This window comes from Hamadaea sp. NPDC051192, from assembly GCF_040682475.1.
Classification (GTDB): Bacteria; Actinomycetota; Actinomycetes; order Mycobacteriales; family Micromonosporaceae; genus Hamadaea; species Hamadaea flava.
The window spans coordinates 1-19,702 of the sequence record NZ_JBFBAZ010000052.1; the positions used below are offsets into that span (position 1 = coordinate 1).

The window sequence follows — 19,702 nt, forward strand, 5'->3', positions numbered from 1 at the left end:
CGCTGAACGCGTTCGCCATCACCTTCAGCGACCGATTCCCGGCAGCTGAAACCTACTGAGGAAACCGCCGGAAACACCGTTAACGAGATAGTCCCCGCATGGTCGGCACAGTCTGGAATGGCGAGGTCTGCCCCGTGTGCGGCGGCGCACTCCGTCTTCTTGGCCTCTTCCTCTGCGGTCGGGAGGAAGACGGGCGGAACGTCTGCAAGACGCCGCTGCACTGTCAACCGTGTGGACGAACGTGGAGCCGTTGGGCCGACCGCCCGGAGGACCGCCTCGAGGAGGAGGGGGTACTCACCCCGGAGATGCTTTCTCCCTCCAAGAAGCACCGTCGAGGGCGAACTGAACCCTGATGCGTTCGATGTGAACGAACGATCATGGAACGTGGACCTTGGTTCTCAGCTCAGATGAGCTGCGACGCTAGGCCGTCGGCGTTCGCAGCCATTCGCCGATGTGCGGGCCGATTGTCACTCAGTTGGACGCTCAACCAGGCCGGTGTATCCGCACGACGAAGCCTTAGGCATGGTGCTCGGCCGCATGCGTCTCGGCCCATGTAACGGCTGCCTCTTGGCTCGCTGCTGGCGCAGAGTCTCGTAGGCAGGCTGGACATCTCGCAAACCAATGCCCATCCCATAGCCAGCTGTGCGGTACGCCAGGCGGAAGCCAGCTCGGGGACCAATCTACAGCGAACGCATACATGACGTTCGCGGCCACGGCCTCAGCCAGCGTTTCGATCGTGCGATCGTCCATCTCAAGTTCGTGCAGCGCGCGGAAGGCGGCCATCTCGGCATGAACGTTATCGGTCAGCAGCTCGGTGATCCGCTGCCCTCTCTCGTCGATCACACCGTCACCTTGCAGTGTCGGGCTGGCTGGAAGCCGCTCACTTGGCGTTGTAGTAGTTCGCCTCCGGGTGGTGCACGATGATCGCGTCCGTCGCCTGCTCCGGGTGCAGCTGGAACTCCTCGGACAACTCCACCCCGATCCGGCTGGCGTCCAAAAGCGACACGATCTTCGCGCGGTCCTCCAGGTCCGGGCAGGCCGGGTAGCCGAAGGCGTACCGGCAGCCGCGGTAGTCGTTGCGCAGCACGCCCGCCAGGTCGGCCGGGTCGGACGAACCGACCGTGTCGCCCGAGGGCAGCACCAGCTCGGCGCGGATCCGGGCGTGCCAGTATTCCGCGAGCGCCTCGGTCAGCTGCACGGACAGGCCGTGGACTTCGAGGTAGTCGCGGTATTGGTTGCCGGCGAACAGCTTGTTGGCGTACTCGCTGATGGTGTGGCCGACCGTCACCAGTTGCAGCGCCAGGACGTCGAGGCCGAGGTCGCGCGGGCGGAAGAAGTCGGCCAGGCACAGGCGACGCTCTTGGCGCTGGCGCGGGAACGTGAAGCGGGCGCGTTCGCTGTGCCCGTTCTCGTCCAGCACGATCAGGTCGTTGCCTTCCGAGTACGCCGGGAAGTAGCCGTACACGACGGCGGATTCCAGGACCTGCTCGGTGGCGAAGCGCTCCAGCCAGTAGCGCAGCCGGGGCCGGCCTTCGGTTTCGACGAGTTCTTCGTAGGACGGTCCTTGGCCGGCACGGGCGCCCCGCAGGCCCCACTGGCCCAGGAACAGTGCTCGCTCGTCCAGCATCGACGCGTAGTCGGCGACCGGGATGCCCTTGACGACCCGGGTGCCGAAGAACGGCGGCTTCGGCACGTCCACGTCGGTCGCGACGTCACTGCGTACCGTGTCGTCGTCGAGACCGGGCAGCTCGGACGTGACCACCGCGCGGTGCTTGGCCCGGCGTTCCCGGCGGGCCGCCAGCGCGGCTTCGCGGGCCGGGTCGACCACGGCGGTCCCCGTACGCTTGGCGGTCATCACCCGGTCCATGAGGGCGAGCCCTTCGAAGGCGTCGCGGGCGTAGTGGACCTCGCCGCCGTCGAACAGGTCGCGCAGGTCGTCCTCGACGTAGGAGCGGGTCAGCGCCGCTCCACCGAGCATGACCGGCCAGCGGCTGTGCAGGCCGCGGGCGAGCATCTCGGCGAGATTCTCCTTCATGATGACCGTGCTCTTGACCAGCAGCCCGGACATGCCGATGACGTCGGCGCCGTGCTGCTCGGCGGCGTCGAGGATCGCGTTGATCGGCTGCTTGATGCCGAGGTTGACGACCGTATAGCCGTTGTTGGACAAGATGATGTCGACGAGGTTCTTGCCGATGTCGTGGACGTCGCCGCGCACGGTCGCGAGCACGATCGTGCCCTTGCCGGACGAGTCCGACTTCTCCATGCGCGGTTCCAGGTACGCCACGGCGTTCTTCATGACCTCGGCGGACTGCAACACGAACGGCAGCTGCATCCGGCCGGAGCCGAACAGGTCGCCGACGGTCTTCATGCCTTCGAGCAGGATCTCGTTGACGATGTCCAATGCGGACTTGTACGCGAGCGCGGCGTCGAGGTCGGCTTCCAGACCGTTGCGCTCGCCGTCGACGATCCGGCGCTGCAGGCGCTCCTCCAACGGCAGCGCCGCCAGCTCCTCCGCGCGGGTGGCGCGGGCCGAGGCGGCGTCCACTCCTTCGAACAGGTCGATGTAGCGCTGCAGCGGGTCGTACTCCACCGAACCGTCGGCGGCGAAGCGGCGGCGGTCGTAGACGAGGTCCAACGCGACCTGGAGCTGCTCCTCCGGGATGCGGGCGATCGGCAGGATCTTCGACGCGTGCACGATCGCGCTGGTCAACCCGGCCTGCTGGCACTCGTTGAGGAACACCGAGTTCAGCACCTGCCGGGCCGCCGGGTTGAGACCGAACGACACGTTCGAGATGCCCAGCGTGAAGTTCACCCCGGGATACCGGACCGCGATCTCCTTGATCGCCTCGATCGTCTCGATGCCGTCGCGGCGAGTCTCCTCCTGACCGGTCGCGATCGGGAAGGTGAGCGCGTCGATGAAGATGTCCTCACGACGCAGTCCCCACTGGCCGGTCAGGTCGTCGATGAGCCGCGCCGCGATCCGGACCTTCCAGTCCCGCGTACGCGCCTGGCCCTCCTCGTCGATGGTCAGCGCGACCACGGCGGCGCCGTGCTCCCGGACCACCGGCATGACCCGGGCGTAGCGGGAGGTCGGGCCGTCGCCGTCCTCGAAGTTCACCGAGTTGATGATCGAGCGGCCGCCCAGCATCTCCAGACCCGCCTCGAGCACCGCCGGCTCGGTCGAGTCCAGCATGATCGGCAGCGTCGACGCGGTGGCGAACCGGCCCGCCAGCTCCCGCATGTCCACCGCGCCGTCCCGGCCGACATAGTCGACGCACAGGTCGAGCAGGTGCGAACCGTCGCGGGCCTGCTGCCGCGCGATCTCGATGCACGCGTTGTAGTCACCGGCGAGCATCGCCTCACGGAACGCCTTGGAACCGTTCGCGTTGGTCCGCTCCCCCACCATCAACAGGCTCGCGTCCTGCTGGAACGGCACGTGGTGGTAGAGGCTGGCCAGGCCGCCCTCCGGCTGCGGGCCGCGCTCCGCCGGCGCCGTGCCGTGCAGCTCGTCCACGACCGCCGCCAGGTGCTCCGGGGTCGTGCCGCAGCAGCCACCGATCAGCCGCGCGCCGTAGTCGTTGACGAACCGGCCCAGCGCCTCGGTCAGCTCCGCCGGGGTCAGCGGATAGCGCGCGCCGTCGGCGGTCAGCTCGGGCAGGCCCGCGTTCGGCATCACCGACAGCGGCACCCTCGAGTGCTGCGCCAGATACCGCAGATGCTCGGTCATCTCGGCCGGGCCCGTCGCGCAGTTCAGACCGATCAGGTCGATGCCCAGCGGCTCCAACGCGGTCAACGCCGCGCCGATCTCACTGCCCAGCAGCATGGTCCCGGTCGTCTCGACCGTCACCTGGCAGACCAGCGCGACCGCCCGCCCACTCGCGGCGATCGCCCGCTTCGCGCCGATCACCGCGGCCTTCGTCTGCAACAGGTCCTGACACGTCTCCACGAGGATCGCGTCCGCGCCGCCGTCCACCAGTCCGCGCACATTCTCCTGGTACGCGTCCCGCAGCGTCGCGTACGGCACGTGGCCGAGGGTGGGCAGCTTCGTGCCCGGTCCGACGGAGCCGATCACGAAGCGGGGGCGGTCAGGGGTGCTGAACCCGTGCGCCACCTCCTTCGCGATCTGCGCACCGGTCAGCGAGTACTCGTAGATCCGCTCGCTGATCCCGTACTCGCCCAACGCCGCGAAGTTCGCCCCGAACGTGTTCGTCTCGACGCAGTCCGAGCCCGCCGCGAAGTACGCCTCGTGCACCGACCGGACGATGTCGGGCCGGGTCACGTTGAGCACCTCGTTGCAGCCCTCGAACCCGGAGAAGTCGTCCAGCGTCGGGTTGGCCGCCTGCAGCATGGTCCCCATCGCACCGTCGGCGATGAGAATCCGATCACGCAGAGCAGCAAGGAAGGCGTTGGTCACCCGGCAAGCCTAGCCAACCGTCCAGACGACTCCGAGCAGGGCACAGGACGCTCCCACAGAGCGAGCAGCCCGCGACACGATCACGACAGGGTGCCGCGTCGGTCCCGCGGACTAGGGTGTAGGGGTGAGCGAGTTCGACGGACTGCCGACCCTGCGCAACCCGGTGGCACTGGCCGCCTTCGAGGGGTGGAACGACGCGGCCGACGCGGCCAGCAGCGCCCTCGACCACCTCGAACAGGTCTGGGACGCCAAGGAGGTGGCGGCGATCGACCCCGAGGACTACTACGACTTCCAGGTCACCCGGCCGCACATCAGCCTGATTGACGGCGACACCCGGCGCATCGAGTGGCCGACCACCCGATTCCTCGTGGCCAGCCCGCCCGGGGCCGACCGCGACGTCGTCCTGATCCGCGGGATCGAACCCAACATGCGCTGGCGCGGCTTCTGCGCCGACGTGCTGGAGCTGTGCCACAGCCTGGAGGTCAGCCGGATCGTGCTGCTCGGCGCGCTGCTGGCCGACGTGCCCTACAGCCGGCCCCTGCCGATCAGCGGGAGCTCGCCCAACGCCGAGGCCATGGAGCGCTACAACCTGCTGCCCACCCGCTACGAGGGCCCGACCGGCATCGTCGGGGTGATGCACGACGCCGCGCAGACGGCCGAGCTGGAGTCGCTGTCGTTCTGGGTGCACGTCCCCCACTACGCCAACAATCCGCCCTGTCCCAAGGCGACCCTCGCGCTGCTGCACCGCATCGAGGAGGTGCTCGACCTGCCGGTGCCGGTCGGCGACCTCGCCGAGGAGGCGGCCGAGTGGGAGGACAAGGTGCGCGCCGCCGGCGAGCAGGACGCCGAACTGGGCGAATACCTGCGGGAGCTGGAGGAACGCGCCGGCGACGCCGGCCTGCAGCCGCTGTCGGGTGACGAGATCGCCAGCGAGTTCGAGAAGTATCTGCGTCGCCGCGGCGGCGGCAACTCGGGCCCGGCCGGCCCCACCGCAGGACTGTTCTGACACATCCGTTCTAAAGCGCGTACTCGCCGTTGGGCGAATTGCGTGCTTTAGAACGCCACGCCTAAAGAATCCTAGGAATCTAGGTATTCGGACATTAGTGCGGCACAATCCGGTTGTGACAGAGGTGAGCACTTCCGGGATCAATCCGGGCGTCGCCGAGTACCCGCATCGGCAGATCGCCGACGCGTTGCGCGCCCGCATCCGCCGCGGTGACTGGGCCGCCGGCGAACGGCTGCCCAGCATCCCCGCCATGGCGACGATGTTCGGCGTGGCGAAGCAGACCATCCAGCGCACCGTCGACCAGCTGCGCGTCGAAGGGCTGCTCATCACCAAGCCCGGCTCCGGCACCTACGTCCGGGGCACACGCCGCCGGCTCAACCGTCTCGCGCGCGGCCGCTACGGCGCGCACCGCGGCTACCACGCCGACCTGGCCGCGCGGTACCGCCAGCAACTCGTGTCGGTCGGTCGCGAGGCCGCGCCGGCCGAGGTCACCGACGCGTTCGGGGTCCCCGACAACACGATCCTGGTGGTACGCCGTTATCTCGTCCGTACGCTGGACACCACGGTGTCGCAGGTGACCGTCGAGGTCGGCGCGTCCTGGTTCCTGCCGTCCGATGTCGACGGCTCCGGGATCGAGCGCGCGGAGGCCTTCGGCCGTCCCCTCTATCAGGAGGTCGAGGAGGTCACCGGGCGGCGGTACGCCACCGCCACCGACGTGCTCAGCGCGCGGCTGCCCACCCGGGACGAGTCGGAGCTGCTGGCGATGCGGCCCGATACGCCGGTGCTGCACCTGCTGCACATCGCGTACGACGACAAGCACCGCCCGATCGAGGTCGCCCAGTCGACCTGGCCCGGACCGATGACGACGCTGACCGAGGACTACCAGATCCCGGCGCCCCGCCCGGAGCCCGACGACGATCCCGGCCTGGTCCTGGGCTGAGTTACGGCTTCCCGCCCGCCGGGTACAGGGTCGTGCGGAGGTGGGAACGATGACGAACGAGACCGTGGAGGTACGCCCGACCGAGCGCGGCTGGGAGGTGGTGGCCGCCCTGCCCGGGGTCGCGCCGGAGGAGGTCGCCGTCGAGGTGGCCGACCGTGAACTGCGCATCGTCGTGGCGTCCGAGGACGACACCACGCCGGCCGCCCTCGACCACCGGGTGAAGCTGCCCGGCGACGTGGACCCGGACCACGTGGACGCGACGATGGACCACGGACTGCTCACCGTGCGGCTGCCGCGATCGGAGACGCTCCCCGAGCCGATCCCGGGTCAGATCAAGACCGCCGACGAGCAGCTCGACCAGGCCCGCGAACCGGCTGGCGGCTACCCCACCGGCGAGGACGCCACCGGCAAGAACATGGCCGCCGGCGTACCCGTCTGGTAGTCAGGCGGCGGCGGGCTCGGCGACCGGACGCCGGTCGGCGGGGGTGATCGGCACGGACAGCACCGCGAACAGCGCGGCGAGACCGATGCCCACGGCGTAGCCGTTGCCGGCGATGAGCGCGCCGATCAGGCCGGGCGTGAGCGCACCGACGATGTTCTGCACCATGTTGTGTACGCCGAGCGCCCGCCCGGCCCACGCCGACCCGGCCAGTTCGGCGACCGCGGTGAAGGCGAAGCCGTTGCCCGCCATGGCGAGGACGAGCGCGCTGATCAGCAGACCGGGGCTGATCCCCGCGTCCAGTTTGATGGCGACCGCCGCCAGCAGTCCGACCAGTCCGTTGACCACCGCCAGCTGGCGCATCGGGCGCAGCCGGCTGCCGACGGCGTCCGACCACCGTCCACACGCGACCCGGCACAGCGCCCCGAAGATCTGTACGCCCGCCAGCAGCTGGCCGGCGAGGGCGGCGTCCCAGCCGCGCTCGGCGACGAGATAGTCGTAGGTGAACGCCGCGGTGGTGAACTGCGGCACGACGAGCAGCATGGCCGCGCCGTGGATGCGCCACAGATCCGGCAGCCGGTACGGGTTGCGCCCGTCGGCCGGGCCCGATGCCGCACCGCGCGGCGGGTCGACCACGAAGATCGCCACCACCACCGAGGTCACCAGGCACACCGCCGCCAGTACGCCCAACGCCCCCGACAGGCCGTGCGCGGCGGCCACCGGCGGCAGCGCCAGCGCCGCGACCGCGATGCCCAGCGGCTGCGCGGCCTGCCGGAACGCCATCGCCACACCCCGGCGCTCGGGCGGGAACCAGCCCAGGACCACCTTGCCGCTGGCCGAGTTGGCCGACGAACCGAGCGCCCCGGCCAGGCCCAGCAGCACCCCGGTGACCGGGATCGACGGGTGGGTCAGCGCGGCGATCGCCAGGACGACGCCGGCCAGCCCCTGCCCCAGCGACATGGTGATCCGCTCGCCGAACCGGTCGGCGATCCAGCCCCAGGCCACCAGCGTGAACAGCATGCCCGCGCTGGGCGCACCGACGATGAGCCCGGCCTCGCCGAGACTGAGCCCGTGCCCCCGGAGGACCGGCACGAGCACCGGCAGCCCGTACATGAAGACACAGCTGGCGCCTTGCGCCGCCATGCCTAAGGCCAGCATGGACCAGGGGCGGGGGGCTGAGCTCATGATCTCGACGCTATGTCCGTCGTCTCACAAGTCAAGACAGCTATCCCGACATATGGGACAGCTGTGGCTCAGCTCACCGCCGCTCCGCCGGTTGATCATGGATTTTGCCCCCTCGACACACCGTCGAGTCGGCAGTTAACTCCATGATCAACGCGACTGGCGGGGCGGGGGGCGGGGGCGGGGGTGGGGTGGGAAGAGGGGGTTAGAGGTAGACGCCGAGGAGGGCGTCGACGGTCGAGGACATCAGCTCCGGCGCGTCCGGGTCGCCGCCCTCGCCGCTCAGTGCCCCGTCGACCCATTCGTCGATCAGCGCCAGCGCCTTCGGGGTGTCCAGATCGTCGGTCAGCGCCGCGCGTACGCCCGCCAGCAGAGCGGCGCCCGACGGGCCGGACGGCGCCGACGCGGCCGCACGCCAGCGGGCCAGGCGCTGTTCCGCCGCCTTGAGCAGGTCGTCGGTCCACTGGCGGTCGGCGCGGTAGTGGTCGGCGACCAGCGCGAGCCGCACCGCGTTCGAGTCGATGTGGTCGGCGCGCAGGCGGGACACGAACACCAGGTTGCCCCGGGACTTGCTCATCTTCTCGCCGTGCAGCCCGATCATCCCGGCGTGCACGTAGTGCTGGGCGAACGGCTCGGCCCCGGAGAGCACCTCGGCGTGCGCGGCCGAACACTCGTGATGCGGGAACAGCAGGTCGTTGCCGCCGCCCTGAACCTCGATGGTGTCACCGATCAGGGTCATCGCGATGACTGCGCATTCGATGTGCCAGCCGGGCCGGCCCGGGCCCAGCGCGCCACCCGGCCACGACGGCTCGTCGGGGCGTACGCCGCGCCACAGCAACGGGTCGAGGGCGTCGCGCTTGCCCGCGCGCTCCGGGTCGCCGCCGCGCTCGGCGAAGAAGACGAGCATCTGTTCGCGCGACAGGTTGGACTCGTAGCCGAATCGGGGCGCGGCGCTGATGTCGAAGTAGACGTCGCCGGTGCCGTCCTCGAGCCGGTACGCCACTCCGCGCTCCAGCAGTTCCTGCACGCGCTCGGCGATGACCGGGATGGACTCGACCGCGCCGACGTAGTGCTCCGGCGGGATGATCCGCAGCGCTTCCATGTCCTCGCGGAACAGCGCCGTCTCCCGCATCGCCAGCACGACCCAGTCCTCGTGGTCGCGGGCGGCCCGCTCCAGCAGCGGATCGTCGATGTCGGTGACGTTCTGGACGTAGACGACCTCGTGCCCGGCGTCGCGCCACAGGCGGTTCACCAGGTCGAAGGTGATCATCGTGGCAGCATGCCCGAGGTGCGTCGCGTCGTACGGCGTGATGCCGCAGACATAGAGCCCGGCGCGGCCGTTCGGCTGACTCGGGAACTTGTCGCGACGGGCCGAATCGAACAGATACAGCGACTGGCCCGCGCCGGGCAGGCGGGGGACCTCGGGAGCGGACCACGATTCCATCCCGCCAGCCTAACCGGCCTCCCGAGAGGCCCCACCTGGGTGCGTCGGGAACAAGCGCGCCGGGTGCACGGTTGGGAATTCGGGAGGCTAAGGTCGGAGCATGACTCATCAGGTGTTCGCGTTCGACCCGCCCGAGCGGTTCGTGGCCGGCACCGTGGGTCCGCCCGGGGAGCGGACTTTCTACCTGCAGGCGCGCGGCGGGGGCCGGGTGGTCAGTGTCGCGCTGGAAAAGGTGCAGGTGTCGTTGCTCGCCGAGAAGCTCGAGGAGCTGCTCGCCGAGGCGCACAGCCGGTTCGGGCTCAAGCTGCCCGACTCGTCGGCGATGGTCGACAACGAGCCGCTGGACTCCCCGGTCGAGGAGGAGTTCCGGGTCGGCACGCTCGGTTTGGCGTACGACGTCGAGGAGAGCTCGGTCATCATCGAGGCGATCGCCGTCGAGGAGGCCGAATTCGACGCCGACGCCGAGACCGACTCCCCCGAGGACGAGGTCGCCGAGATCCCCGACCATCTCGACCGGCTGCGGGTTCGCCTGACGCCGCAAGGCGTACGGGACTTCGTGGACCGCGCGAAGCGGGTGCTCGCCGCCGGCCGCCCGCCGTGCCCGCTGTGCGGCCAGCCGCTCGACCCCGCCGGCCACCTCTGCCCCCGGAACAATGGCTACCACCGCAGGTGACCTCAGCCTTCTCACCGACGGTGAGATGGAGATCGAGGGCCGTCTGGTCGACGCCTCCAACACCACGCTCCGCGTGATCCTCACCCATGAGGGCGCCGAGGCCCGCGCGGTTTACAAGCCGGTACGCGGTGAGGCCCCGCTCTGGGACTTCCCGGACGGTACGCTCGCCGGTCGCGAAGTGGCCGCGTACCTGGTGAGCGAGGCACTGGGCTGGAACGTCGTGCCGCCGACGGTGCTGCGTGACGGGCCGCTCGGCCCCGGCATGTGCCAGCTGTGGATCGACGAGCTCGACGAGCCGCCGGTCGGTTTCATCCCCGCGTACGCCTTGCCCGAGGGCTGGTTCCCGATCGCGAGCGCCCGGGACGAGGACGGCGACGCGTTCCTGCTGGCGCACGCGGATCTGCCGGCCCTGGCGCGGATGGCGCTGTTCGACGCGGTCGTCAACAACGCCGATCGCAAGGGCGGCCATGTGCTCGCCGCCGGCGACCGGGTGTACGGCGTGGACCACGGGATCTGCTTCCACAGCGAACCCAAGCTACGCACCGTGTTGTGGGGGTTCGCCGGGCGCGAGATCCCCGACGACCTCCGGGCCGACTTGAAAGGCCTGAGCCTCGACGGGCTGCTCGACGATCACCTGACCGTCACGGAGATCTCGGCGCTGGCCGACCGGATCGGGGCGCTGACGACGCTGGGCGTCTTCCCGCAACCCGACCCGGACCGGCGCGTCATCCCCTGGCCGCCGATCTGACGATCTCCCAGGTCTTGGCGTCGACCTGGCGAAGTCCCGCTTTCTCCACCACGCGCACTGACGCGGGGTTGTCCATGGAGAACACGGCGTAGATCCGGGTCAGGCCGAGCTCGTCGAATCCGAGGCGCACCATCAGAAGCGCCGCCTGGGTCGCCACTCCCCGGCCCCAGTAGTCCGGGTGGACGACGTAGCCGAGTTCGGCCGACGAACCTTCGAGCGTCAGCCCGATCGAGCCGATCACCCTCCCGACAGTGTCATTCCCAGCCGGCCCTTCGTCCTCACTCCCGGCTCGAGCGTTCGGGCCGGCAATGACGATGGCGCGCTCGCGGCGCACCCCGTCGTTGTCGGCAGCGAGTTGGGTCAGGAAGGCGCGGACCTCCGCCACCGTCGGCACCTGGGTGGAGTCGACGGTCGGCTGGACAAGCGGATGCGCCGCGAAGGCGTGGAACTGCTCGGCGTCGCCAGGAGTCAGCTCACGAAGCTCTACATCGATAGCCATGTTCGAAACAGTACGCTCGAAACACTACGCTCGAAAGGGTAGACTTTCCGACATGGACGCCCGGACGATGCGCGCGCTCGCCCATCCGACCCGCCTCGCCCTGCTGGAGGTGCTCAACATCCACCCCAGCCTCACCGCGACCGAGGCGAGCGAGCTGATCGGGATCTCCCCCACCAACTGCGCCTTCCATCTGCGTACCCTCGGCCGCTACGGGTTCGTCGAGGAGATCGACACCGGACCGGGTCGCCGCCGCCCCTGGCGCATCAAACAGGCCGACATCCGGTTCTCCGACGCCGACGGTGAGGCCGCGGGCGCGCTCGCCGACGTCATGCTCGACCACTGGCTCACCCGCATCCGCGCCGTCCAGGCCCGGCGCCACTCGCTGCCCGCCGAATGGCAGGAGGCCCTGGGCGGTTCGCAGACCATCGTGTACGCCACGCCGGAAGAGACCGGGCAGCTGGTCGAAGACCTGCGCACCCTGCTGAGCCGGTACGCCGACCGCGCCCGCGACCCGGATCAGCGCCCCGACGGCGCAGAACCGGTCGAAATGCTGGTGTTCACGCAGTTGTTCGACGCCCTATCCTCGTGATCATGCGGCTGGCGAGCATCCACCTCTATCCGGTGAAGTCCCTCGGCGGCGTAGCCGTCGACGAGGCCGCGGTCGAGCCGTGGGGGCTGCGCCACGACCGGCGCTGGCTCGTACTCAACCCGGACGGCACCTACCTCACCGCCCGCGACGAGCACCGCATGCTCGGCGTGGCAGCGATCCCGGCCGCCGGATCGTTGACGCTGACCGGATTGGACGGCAGCCGGCTCACCGTCGCCGAGCCGGCCGACGGCGACCTCGTCCCGACCACGATGTCGCGGCTGGCCCAGATCCGCCTCGCGCCGCCCGAGGCACACGACTGGTTGTCCGTCCAGTTCGGACGATCGCTGCGCCTGGGCTGGCTCGACGACCCGCACCGGCGCCCGGTCGCCGAAGACCACGGCGGACTGCCCGGCGACCCGCTCAACCTCTCCGACGCCGGTCCGCTGCTCGTCGCCACCACCGCCTCGATGCGCAGGCTCAACGACTGGATCGCCGAAGGCGCGGTCGAACGGGGCGAACAGGTGCCCGAGCCGCTGCCGATCAGCCGATTCCGGCCGAACCTCGTCGTCGACGACTCCCCCGGCGCACCGGCCGAACCGTTCGCCGAAGACGACTGGCAGCGCGTACGCGTCGGGACGGTGGACTTCCGGTTCGCCGAGATCTGCGACCGTTGCGTGCTCACCACGATCGACGCGGCCACCTACCGGACGGGCAAGGAGCCCATCCGCACCCTGTCCCGGTTCCGCAAACGGGACGGCAAGACCTGGTTCGGCGTACGCCTCATCCCGCTCACCGACGGCGTCCTGCGGGTCGGCGACGAGGTGACCGTCAGCTGAGTTCGGTAGGGACCGCGACGACGTCGACGAAGGCGCCCCGGCGCAGCACGGTCAACGACAAGCGCTGCCCGATCGCCGGCCCGAGCATGAGCCGCTGGACGTCCTGGACGCCCTGCACCGGTCTGCCGCCCGCGGTGACGAGGATGTCGCCGAGGTAGATCCCGGCGACCCCGGCCGGGCTGCCAGGGACGACCTCCACGACCCGCAGCCCCCGGCGCTGACCCAGGCGCTCGGCGATCGGCGGGGGCAGCGGAACCGGCACACCAGCGACGCCCAGCCACGCTCGGCGTACCTTTCCATGGCTGACGAGATCGGCGATGATCTGGCGGGTGTTGCCGTTGATCGGCACGGCGAGGCCGACGCCGATCCCCGCGACCGCCGTGTTGACGCCCACGACCCGCCCGCGCGCGTCGGCGAGCGCGCCCCCGGAGTTGCCGGGGTTGAGCGCGGCGTCGGTCTGGATCACGTCGTCGATGAGCCGGTTGCGGCGCCCGTCGTAGACGGGCAGCGACCGGCCGAGCGCGCTGACCACCCCGGCCGTGACCGAACCGGCCAGGCCGAGCGGATTGCCGACGGCGACCACCAGCTGGCCGACGCGCAGCTCGTTCGCGTCGCCGAGGGTGGCCGGCGGCGAGGCGGTGCTGCCGACCCGGACCACGGCCAGGTCGGCGAGCGGGTCCGCGCCGACCACGTCGAACCGGGTCTCCTCGCCGTCGCCGAACTCGGCCGTGCCCGCCTGCGCGCCGGCGACCACGTGCGCGCTGGTCAGCAAGAATCCGTCGGCGGTGAACAGGACGGCCGACCCGGCGCCTTCGCCCCGCGGCGTCCGCACGGTGAGGCTGGCGACGCTGGGCAGGACGGTGGCCGCCACCGTGGTCACCACCCGGGAGTACGCGTCCAGCGCGTCCGTCTCACGGTTGTCAGCATCCATGCATCGAGGAACGTCGGCGGCGGCGCGGATCGTCCGGCTGTCCGCCGACAGCGAAAAGCGCTCAGGCGCCGCCGCCGACCGAGGCGTCCCCGGCCGGGACCTCACCGGTGGCTGGGCGTTTGGCCGGGACCAGACCCTGGAGATCCCCACCGGTGTCCGACAGCCGCAGCACGAACGGCCGGCTTGGGGTGTAGCGGATCGCGGTGATCGACCCGGGGTCGACCGAGATCCGCTGGAACAGGTCCAGATGCAGGCCGAGCGCGTCGGCGACGATCGCCTTGATGACGTCGCCGTGGCTGGACGCGACCCAGATCGCCTCCGCGCCGTGCTCCGCCTCGACACGGGCGTCCCAGCTGCGTACCGCGGCCACGGCCCGGGTCGCCATCGCCGCCATCGACTCGCCGCCCGGGAAGGTCACCGCCGCCGGATGCTGCTGGACCGTGGCCCACAAGGGGTCCTTGGCCAGCTCCGACAGCTTGCGGCCGACCCAGGCGCCGTAGCCGCACTCGGTCAGCCCGGCCTCGACGACCGGGGCGACGCCGGGCAGGGCGAGTTCGAGCGTCTGGCGGCAGCGTTTGAGCGGGCTGGTCACGACGGCCGCCAGCGGCAGCCCCGCGAGCCGCCGCCCGACCGCCTCGGCCTGCTGACGGCCCCGCTCGTCCAACTCCACGGGCAGGTCGCCGGCCAGGACGCCGTCGGCGTTCGCCGTCGTACGCCCGTGCCTCAGCAGCAGAACGATGGTCACGGCAGAAGTCTAGTTTTTCTCAGTACGCCGTGATCGCCCCGGTGACGAGCAACGCCATGATGCCGAATCCGAGCGCGACGCGGTACCAGACGAACACCATGATCGAGTGGTGGGCGACGTACTTGAGCAACCACGCGATCGCCGCGTACGCCACCACGAAGCTCACCAGCGTGCCGACCACCAGCGCGACGGTGGACACCGACGGGCCGGAGATCGCGTCCTTCAGCTCGTAGAGGCCGGCGGCGGTCAACGCCGGGATGCCGAGCAGGAACGACAGCCGGGTGGCCGTCACTCGATCGAGGTCACGCAGCAGACCGGCGGTGATCGTCGCACCGGACCGGGAGACGCCGGGGATCAGCGACAGACACTGCGTGAACCCGATGATGATCGAGTCCTTCATCGTCAGGCCCTGCTCACCCTTGACCTGCGTGGCCGCGTGCTCGGCGAACGCCATCGGGATGCTCCACAGGATCAGGGCGGCCGCGACGACCCAGAGGCTGCGCAGGCCGCCCTTGATCAGATCCTGGGCGAGGAAGCCGACGATCCCCACCGGGATCGACCCCACGATGACGTACCAGGCGAACCGCCAGTCGGGCTCCTGCCGGGCCGACGACGAGAACAGCCCCGACACCCAGGCCTTGATCAGCCGGGCGATGTCCTTGAAGAAGTAGATGATGGCGGCGAAGATCGCGCCGATCTGGATGACCGCCGTGTACGCGGTCACCGCCTCGTCCTTGATGTCGAGCCCCAGCAGTTGCTCGGTGATGGTCAGGTGACCGGTCGACGACACCGGAAGGAATTCGGTGATCCCCTCCACGACGCCGAGCACCACCGACTGCCAGACCTCGATCTCCGACATCTACTCTCCCACTCCCGAAAGCTCCAACGCCTCTGCGAGGGTACGCAGTGTCGCCATCCCCGATTCCGCGTCCGCGGCGAAGAGCGACACCGAGAGCGTAGTCACCCCGGCGGCGGCGTAGTCACGCAGCCGGGCCGCGATCCTCTCCTTCGGACCGATCAAACTGGTGCGGTCGATGAACTCGAACGGGATCGCCGCCGCCGCATCACGATGACGCTTGGCCAGATACAGGTCCTGGACCTCGGCCGCGGCCTCGCCGTAGCCCATCCGGGTCGCGAGCTGGTTGTAGAAGTTCTGCTCGCGGCTGCCCATGCCGCCCACGTAAAGGGCGGCGTACCAACGGATCAGCTCGGCGCAGTTGGCCAGGCCCTCGGGCGAGTCGTCGTCGCCGACCACCACCGGGACGCTGGGCACGACGTCGAAGCCGTCCAGCGTCTTGCCCACCTTCGCGCGGCCCTTGGCGATGGAGGCCAGCTGCTCCTCGGCGTACTCGGGGGCGAGGAAGATGGCCAGCCAGCCGTCGGCGATCTCGCCCGCCAGTTCGAGGTTCTTCGGGCCGATCGCGGCGAGGTAGATCGGCACGTGGTCGCGCGGCGGGTGGAAGCTGAGCTTCAACGCCTTGCCGGGGCCGTCCGGCAGCGGAAGCTCATAGTGCGCGCCGTGGTACTCGACAGTCTTCCGGCCGAGCGCCAGCTTCACGATGTCGACGAACTCACGCGTACGCGCCAGCGGCTTGCCGTAGCGGACGCCGTGCCAGCCCTCGGAGACCTGCGGGCCGGAGACGCCCAGGCCCAGCCGGAATCGGCCGCGGCTCAACGCGTCGATGGTCGCGGCGGTCATCGCGGTCGCGGCCGGCGTACGCGCCGGGATCTGCATGACGGCGGTGCCGACGTCGATCCGCTCGGTCTGCCCGGCGATCCAGGCCAGCATGCTGGGCGAGTCCGAGCCGTACGCCTCCGCCGCCCACACGACGGCATAGCCGAGCCGGTCGGCCTCCTGGGCGAGGGCGAGGTGATCCGCCGGGGTGGACCACGCGGTCTGGTAGCCGAGGCTGAGTCCAAGCTTCATGCCGACATGCTACTGGCGAGTAGCCTCAGGGCGAAGCCACCCGGCGGACGCGAGTCCAACGCCTTATCGTGTGTCGTCAGGTGGACAGGCCGGGCATCAGGCCGCCGATGGTCGGCCGGCGCAGCACGACCCGGCGCGTGCCGTCTTTAAGCAGCTGAAGCCGGTCCAGCTCCCAGCCGTTGTACTCCGCCTGCAACGTCAGCCGCACCGCGGCGGTCATCCTGTCGACATCCGGTGGCAACCGCAGCGGTGCGTATTCGTAGTCCATAGCCCGATCCTGCGCCTGCTGGGCGAAAGCGACAAGTACCTCAAGCCGGTTCGATCGCCGAGACGTCGTCGAGCGCCCGGCTGATCTGAGGCGGCAGCTCCAGCTCCTCACAGCGCAGTGCTTCGCCCAGCTGATCCGCCGTACGCGCGCCCAGCACCGGAGCGGTCACGCCGGGCCGATCGCGCAGCCAGGCCAACGCCACCTGAGCGGGTGACACCCCGAGGCCGTGGGCAGCGGTGAGCACCGCCTCGACGACCGCCGAGCACCGCGGATCCAGGTACGCGAGCACGAACTGCTCATATTGGGCCGAAGCCGCCCGGGAGTCGGCCGGCCGCCCATTGCGGTACTTGCCGGTCAGCACGCCCCGGCCCAACGGCGACCACGGCATCACACCGACGCCGAGCGCCTCGCAGGCCGCCAGCGCCTCCCGTTCGGCGCTCCGTTCGAGCAGGGAGTACTCGAACCCGGCCGCCACGATCGGGGCGCGCTGCGGCCAGGCCTGCTGCCACGTCGCCGCGCGGGCGATCTGCCAGCCCGCGAAGTTGGCCACCCCGGCGTACCTGACCTTGCCGGTCGACACAGCGTGGTCGACCGCCGCCATCGTCTCCTCGAACGGGGTCGCCGGGTCGTAACCGTGGACCTGCCAGATGTCCAGGTAGTCGGTGCCGAGCCGGCGCAGGGTCACGTCCAGGCTGCGCAGCAGATGGCCGCGGGAACTGTCCCGGCGGCGAGCGCCGTGCGAGCGTACGCCCGCCTTGCCCACGATCAGCAGCTCGTCCCGGGGCACCATCGCGTCCAGGAGGGTGCCCAGGACCGCTTCGGCCTCGCCGTCGGCGTACACGTCGGCCGTGTCGACCAGGGTTCCTCCGGCGTCCACAAAGGACTTCAGCTGCGCGCCGGCGTCATCGGGGTCGGTGTCGTGACCCCAAGTCATCGTGCCGAGGGCCAGCCGGGAGACCGACAGCCCGCTGCGGCCGAGCGGACGCTGCTGCATGAGGTGAACGATATTCGCTCCGGGCGCGTCGCGTCACTGCCGTCCGTTCAGACGGCAGTGACAGACGGTGACTCCAACCTCAGTGCTCGTGGTCGTGGTCGTCGTCCTCGGCGTGCAGGTGCTCGTCCATCCGGCCGATGAGCCGGTCAGAACCCGACAGAGTGAACGGGCCCGCGCCGTCGCTCTCCTCGAACGTCTCCGGGTCCAGCGGCTCGTCCACCTCGGCCACCGCCACCAGGCCGTCCAGCGGCTCCAGCTCCGGAATGTCCAGGGCCGACAGTGAGCCGTCGCCCGCCTGGAGGAGTTCGACCAGCGCCTCGCTGACCGACTCGACCGCGCCGGAGTCCTCGCCCATCGCGGTGTCCCGCGCTTCCTGGCCCGCCTTCAGCAAAGCGGTCACACTGGGTACGCGATAGTCGCGCCGCTGCCGCACCGAGATCACCCGGGGGTGCGGGTCGTCGCCGGCGGCCGTCTCCTCGCCGAAGAACTGGTCCGCCTTGTCCACGTCGATGCTGTCGACGTTCCACGGCGTGACCTCGCCGAACACGTCCAGCAACGCGTCGTCGTACGCCACCGAGGAATTGTTCAGGGCGACGTAGGTGCGCCAGACCTCGTCGTCGTCGATCTTGCCACCGGCGGCGCGAACCGCCGCGAGGTGTTCACGCGCCGCGGTGATGACCGCCTCCAGGGCGGCGTCGACCTGGGCGTCGGTGTAGCTCATGGGCTTGTCCCCTTCGGACTCTCAACGGGTTCTCGGCGGCGGTCAGCTGCTACGGAGCAGGCGGTCCAGCACTCTCACGCCGAACTCTAGTCCCTCCGTCGGGACGCGCTCGTCAATGCCGTGGAACAGCGCGGCGAAGTCGAGGTCAGCGGGCAGCTTCAACGGGGAGAAACCGAAGCAGCGCATACCCAGCGTCGCGAACGCCTTGGCGTCGGTGCCACCCGAAAGCATGTACGGCACCGGGCGCGCCCCGGCGTCCTCGGCGCGCAGCGCCGCCGCAATCGCGTCGACCAGCGGGCCGTCGAAGGTCGTCTCCAACGCCTCCTGGTGGTGCACCGTCTCGATCTCGATCTGCTCGCCGACGATCGACCGGAGCTGCTCCTGGAACTCGTCGGCGAAGCCGGGCAGCGTACGGCAGTCGATCGTCGCGCTGGCCTTGCCGGGGATGACGTTGTCCTTGTATCCGGCCGCGAGACGCGTCGGGTTGGCGGTGTTGCGGATGGTCGCGCCGACGATCCGGGCGATCGGCCCCAACTTGGCGATCGCCTTCTCCGGGTCGGGGTCCAGCTCGACGCCCAGCACCTCGGAGACGTGATCGAGGAACGCCCGCACGGTCGGCGTCACCACGACCGGGAACTGCGTACGCCCCAGCTTGGCGACGGCCTCGCACAGCGCGGTCACCGCGTTGTCGTCGTTGACGAAGGAGCCGTGACCGGGACGTCCGGAGGCGTGCAGCCTCAGCCAGTCGATCCCCTTCTCGGCCGTCTGGATCAGGTAGAGACGCAGGTCCGGCGCGACCGTCACGGAATAGCCGCCGACCTCGCCGATCGCCTCGGTGCAGCCCTCGAACAGCTCGGGGTGCCGCTGCACGAGGAAGTGGGCGCCGTAGTCGCCGCCGGCCTCCTCGTCGGCGGTGAAGGCCAGGACGATGTCGCGCGGCGGCACATACCCCTCCGCCTGCCAGCCGCTGACCGTCGCCAGGGCCATCGCGTCGAAGTCCTTCATGTCGATCGCGCCCCGGCCCCAGACGTAGCCGTCCTTGACCTCGCCGCTGAGCGGGTGGACCGACCATTCGCCCGGGTCGGACGGCACGACATCGAGGTGTCCGTGGACCAGCAGCGCACCGCGCGAGGAGTCCCGGCCGGGGATGCGGGCGACCAGATTCGTCCGGCCCGGCGCCGACTCCAGGACCGTCGGCTCGATCCCGGCCTCGCTCAGCACGGTCGCGACGTACTCGGCCGCCTTGCGCTCACCCGCGCTCGTGTCGAGGTCGCCGGTGTTGGTCGAGTCGATCCGGATCAGGTTGCTGCACAGGTCCACGACGTTCGTCATGGATCATTCCTACC

The 19,702-nt window shown here is 70.1% G+C and carries 20 protein-coding genes; 7 read left to right on the forward strand and 13 right to left on the reverse strand.

Translation table 11 applies throughout. The features are described from left to right. Positions 1-516 precede the first annotated feature (516 nt). Both AB0M47_RS22225 and metH read right to left on the reverse strand, forming a co-directional pair. Complete coding sequence (locus AB0M47_RS22225) at positions 517-843, reverse strand: hypothetical protein (RefSeq protein WP_363416779.1); 327 nt, start codon at positions 841-843, stop codon at positions 517-519. Positions 844-880: 37 nt separating this feature from the next. After that, on the reverse strand, positions 881-4,414 hold the full coding sequence (gene metH / locus AB0M47_RS22230) for a methionine synthase (protein WP_363416782.1): 3,534 nt from the start codon (positions 4,412-4,414) through the stop codon (positions 881-883). A gap of 124 nt (positions 4,415-4,538) precedes the next feature. On the opposite strand from metH, the gene AB0M47_RS22235 reads away from it, so the two are divergent. The 3 genes from AB0M47_RS22235 (at position 4,539) to AB0M47_RS22245 (ending at position 6,802) form a co-directional block, all read left to right on the forward strand. Beyond that, a complete protein-coding gene (locus tag AB0M47_RS22235) occupies positions 4,539-5,420 on the forward strand; it encodes a PAC2 family protein (protein ID WP_253761825.1) in 882 nt (293 codons plus the stop codon). Between the two features lie 115 nt (positions 5,421-5,535). Beyond that, on the forward strand, positions 5,536-6,360 hold the full coding sequence (locus AB0M47_RS22240; RefSeq protein ID WP_363416785.1) for a GntR family transcriptional regulator: 825 nt from the start codon (positions 5,536-5,538) through the stop codon (positions 6,358-6,360). A gap of 49 nt (positions 6,361-6,409) precedes the next feature. Then, on the forward strand, positions 6,410-6,802 hold the full coding sequence (locus AB0M47_RS22245) for an Hsp20/alpha crystallin family protein (RefSeq protein WP_363416788.1): 393 nt from the start codon (positions 6,410-6,412) through the stop codon (positions 6,800-6,802). Here AB0M47_RS22245 and AB0M47_RS22250 read toward each other — a convergent pair whose 3' ends face one another. Both AB0M47_RS22250 and mshC read right to left on the reverse strand, forming a co-directional pair. Further along, the gene (locus AB0M47_RS22250; RefSeq protein WP_363416791.1) at positions 6,803-7,984 is read right to left on the reverse strand and encodes an MFS transporter; all 1,182 of its coding nucleotides are present in this window, start codon (positions 7,982-7,984) and stop codon (positions 6,803-6,805) included. Between the two features lie 202 nt (positions 7,985-8,186). Next, the gene (gene mshC, locus AB0M47_RS22255; RefSeq protein ID WP_363416794.1) at positions 8,187-9,425 is read right to left on the reverse strand and encodes a cysteine--1-D-myo-inosityl 2-amino-2-deoxy-alpha-D-glucopyranoside ligase; all 1,239 of its coding nucleotides are present in this window, start codon (positions 9,423-9,425) and stop codon (positions 8,187-8,189) included. Between the two features lie 100 nt (positions 9,426-9,525). Between mshC and AB0M47_RS22260 the strand changes: the two genes are divergently transcribed. After that, complete coding sequence (locus AB0M47_RS22260; RefSeq protein WP_253761819.1) at positions 9,526-10,098, forward strand: DUF3090 domain-containing protein; 573 nt, start codon at positions 9,526-9,528, stop codon at positions 10,096-10,098. Continuing rightward, positions 10,079-10,846, forward strand: a complete 768-nt coding sequence (locus tag AB0M47_RS22265; protein WP_363416797.1) for an SCO1664 family protein — start codon at positions 10,079-10,081, stop codon at positions 10,844-10,846. The genes AB0M47_RS22260 and AB0M47_RS22265 overlap by 20 nt, the downstream gene beginning before the upstream one ends. Here AB0M47_RS22265 and AB0M47_RS22270 read toward each other — a convergent pair. Next, positions 10,824-11,345, reverse strand: coding sequence for a GNAT family N-acetyltransferase (locus AB0M47_RS22270; RefSeq protein ID WP_363416800.1), 522 nt, complete (start codon positions 11,343-11,345; stop codon positions 10,824-10,826). The two genes, AB0M47_RS22265 and AB0M47_RS22270, sit on opposite strands and share 23 nt — an antisense overlap. 52 nt (positions 11,346-11,397) lie before the next feature. On the opposite strand from AB0M47_RS22270, the gene AB0M47_RS22275 reads away from it, so the two are divergent. After that, positions 11,398-11,934, forward strand: coding sequence for a helix-turn-helix domain-containing protein (locus tag AB0M47_RS22275; RefSeq protein ID WP_363416803.1), 537 nt, complete (start codon positions 11,398-11,400; stop codon positions 11,932-11,934). Positions 11,935-11,936: 2 nt separating this feature from the next. Further along, a complete protein-coding gene (locus AB0M47_RS22280) occupies positions 11,937-12,770 on the forward strand; it encodes an MOSC N-terminal beta barrel domain-containing protein (protein WP_363416806.1) in 834 nt (277 codons plus the stop codon). On the opposite strand, the gene AB0M47_RS22285 is transcribed toward AB0M47_RS22280, so the two are convergent. The 8 genes from AB0M47_RS22285 to AB0M47_RS22320 form a co-directional block, all read right to left on the reverse strand. Beyond that, positions 12,763-13,701, reverse strand: a complete 939-nt coding sequence (locus AB0M47_RS22285; protein WP_363416809.1) for a trypsin-like peptidase domain-containing protein — start codon at positions 13,699-13,701, stop codon at positions 12,763-12,765. The two genes, AB0M47_RS22280 and AB0M47_RS22285, sit on opposite strands and share 8 nt — an antisense overlap. 61 nt (positions 13,702-13,762) lie before the next feature. Further along, positions 13,763-14,446, reverse strand: coding sequence for an MSMEG_4193 family putative phosphomutase (locus tag AB0M47_RS22290; RefSeq protein WP_363416812.1), 684 nt, complete (start codon positions 14,444-14,446; stop codon positions 13,763-13,765). A gap of 19 nt (positions 14,447-14,465) precedes the next feature. Continuing rightward, on the reverse strand, positions 14,466-15,305 hold the full coding sequence (locus AB0M47_RS22295; protein ID WP_363416815.1) for an undecaprenyl-diphosphate phosphatase: 840 nt from the start codon (positions 15,303-15,305) through the stop codon (positions 14,466-14,468). Further along, entirely contained in the window at positions 15,306-16,373 is a 1,068-nt protein-coding gene (locus tag AB0M47_RS22300) for an LLM class F420-dependent oxidoreductase (protein ID WP_253761811.1), read from the reverse strand. It abuts the gene before it with no gap. Positions 16,374-16,449: 76 nt separating this feature from the next. Further along, positions 16,450-16,641: a DUF5703 family protein gene (locus AB0M47_RS22305; RefSeq protein WP_253761810.1), complete on the reverse strand. Its 192-nt coding sequence runs from the start codon at positions 16,639-16,641 to the stop codon at positions 16,450-16,452. Between the two features lie 40 nt (positions 16,642-16,681). Further along, on the reverse strand, positions 16,682-17,635 hold the full coding sequence (locus AB0M47_RS22310) for an aldo/keto reductase (RefSeq protein WP_253761809.1): 954 nt from the start codon (positions 17,633-17,635) through the stop codon (positions 16,682-16,684). A gap of 79 nt (positions 17,636-17,714) precedes the next feature. Next, positions 17,715-18,356, reverse strand: a complete 642-nt coding sequence (locus AB0M47_RS22315) for a hypothetical protein (protein ID WP_363416820.1) — start codon at positions 18,354-18,356, stop codon at positions 17,715-17,717. Between the two features lie 42 nt (positions 18,357-18,398). Further along, on the reverse strand, positions 18,399-19,688 hold the full coding sequence (locus AB0M47_RS22320) for a M20/M25/M40 family metallo-hydrolase (protein WP_363416823.1): 1,290 nt from the start codon (positions 19,686-19,688) through the stop codon (positions 18,399-18,401). Between the last annotated feature and the right edge of the window lie 14 nt (positions 19,689-19,702).

Bases quoted from the DNA above. Each gene is read 5' to 3' on its own strand.
- AB0M47_RS22295 (WP_363416815.1), bottom strand. From the start codon at position 15,305: ATGTCGGAGATCGAGGTCTGGCAGTCGGTGGTGCTCGGCGTCGTGGAG.
- AB0M47_RS22250 (WP_363416791.1), bottom strand. From the start codon at position 7,984: ATGAGCTCAGCCCCCCGCCCCTGGTCCATGCTGGCCTTAGGCATGGCG.
- AB0M47_RS22300 (WP_253761811.1), bottom strand. From the start codon at position 16,373: ATGAAGCTTGGACTCAGCCTCGGCTACCAGACCGCGTGGTCCACCCCG.
- AB0M47_RS22270 (WP_363416800.1), bottom strand. From the start codon at position 11,345: ATGGCTATCGATGTAGAGCTTCGTGAGCTGACTCCTGGCGACGCCGAG.
- AB0M47_RS22315 (WP_363416820.1), bottom strand. From the start codon at position 18,356: ATGAGCTACACCGACGCCCAGGTCGACGCCGCCCTGGAGGCGGTCATC.
- AB0M47_RS22310 (WP_253761809.1), bottom strand. From the start codon at position 17,635: ATGCAGCAGCGTCCGCTCGGCCGCAGCGGGCTGTCGGTCTCCCGGCTG.
- AB0M47_RS22280 (WP_363416806.1), top strand. From the start codon at position 11,937: ATGCGGCTGGCGAGCATCCACCTCTATCCGGTGAAGTCCCTCGGCGGC.
- AB0M47_RS22305 (WP_253761810.1), bottom strand. From the start codon at position 16,641: ATGGACTACGAATACGCACCGCTGCGGTTGCCACCGGATGTCGACAGG.
- AB0M47_RS22265 (WP_363416797.1), top strand. From the start codon at position 10,079: ATGGCTACCACCGCAGGTGACCTCAGCCTTCTCACCGACGGTGAGATG.
- AB0M47_RS22245 (WP_363416788.1), top strand. From the start codon at position 6,410: ATGACGAACGAGACCGTGGAGGTACGCCCGACCGAGCGCGGCTGGGAG.
- AB0M47_RS22285 (WP_363416809.1), bottom strand. From the start codon at position 13,701: ATGGATGCTGACAACCGTGAGACGGACGCGCTGGACGCGTACTCCCGG.
- AB0M47_RS22260 (WP_253761819.1), top strand. From the start codon at position 9,526: ATGACTCATCAGGTGTTCGCGTTCGACCCGCCCGAGCGGTTCGTGGCC.
- mshC (WP_363416794.1), bottom strand. From the start codon at position 9,425: ATGGAATCGTGGTCCGCTCCCGAGGTCCCCCGCCTGCCCGGCGCGGGC.
- AB0M47_RS22320 (WP_363416823.1), bottom strand. From the start codon at position 19,688: ATGACGAACGTCGTGGACCTGTGCAGCAACCTGATCCGGATCGACTCG.
- AB0M47_RS22275 (WP_363416803.1), top strand. From the start codon at position 11,398: ATGGACGCCCGGACGATGCGCGCGCTCGCCCATCCGACCCGCCTCGCC.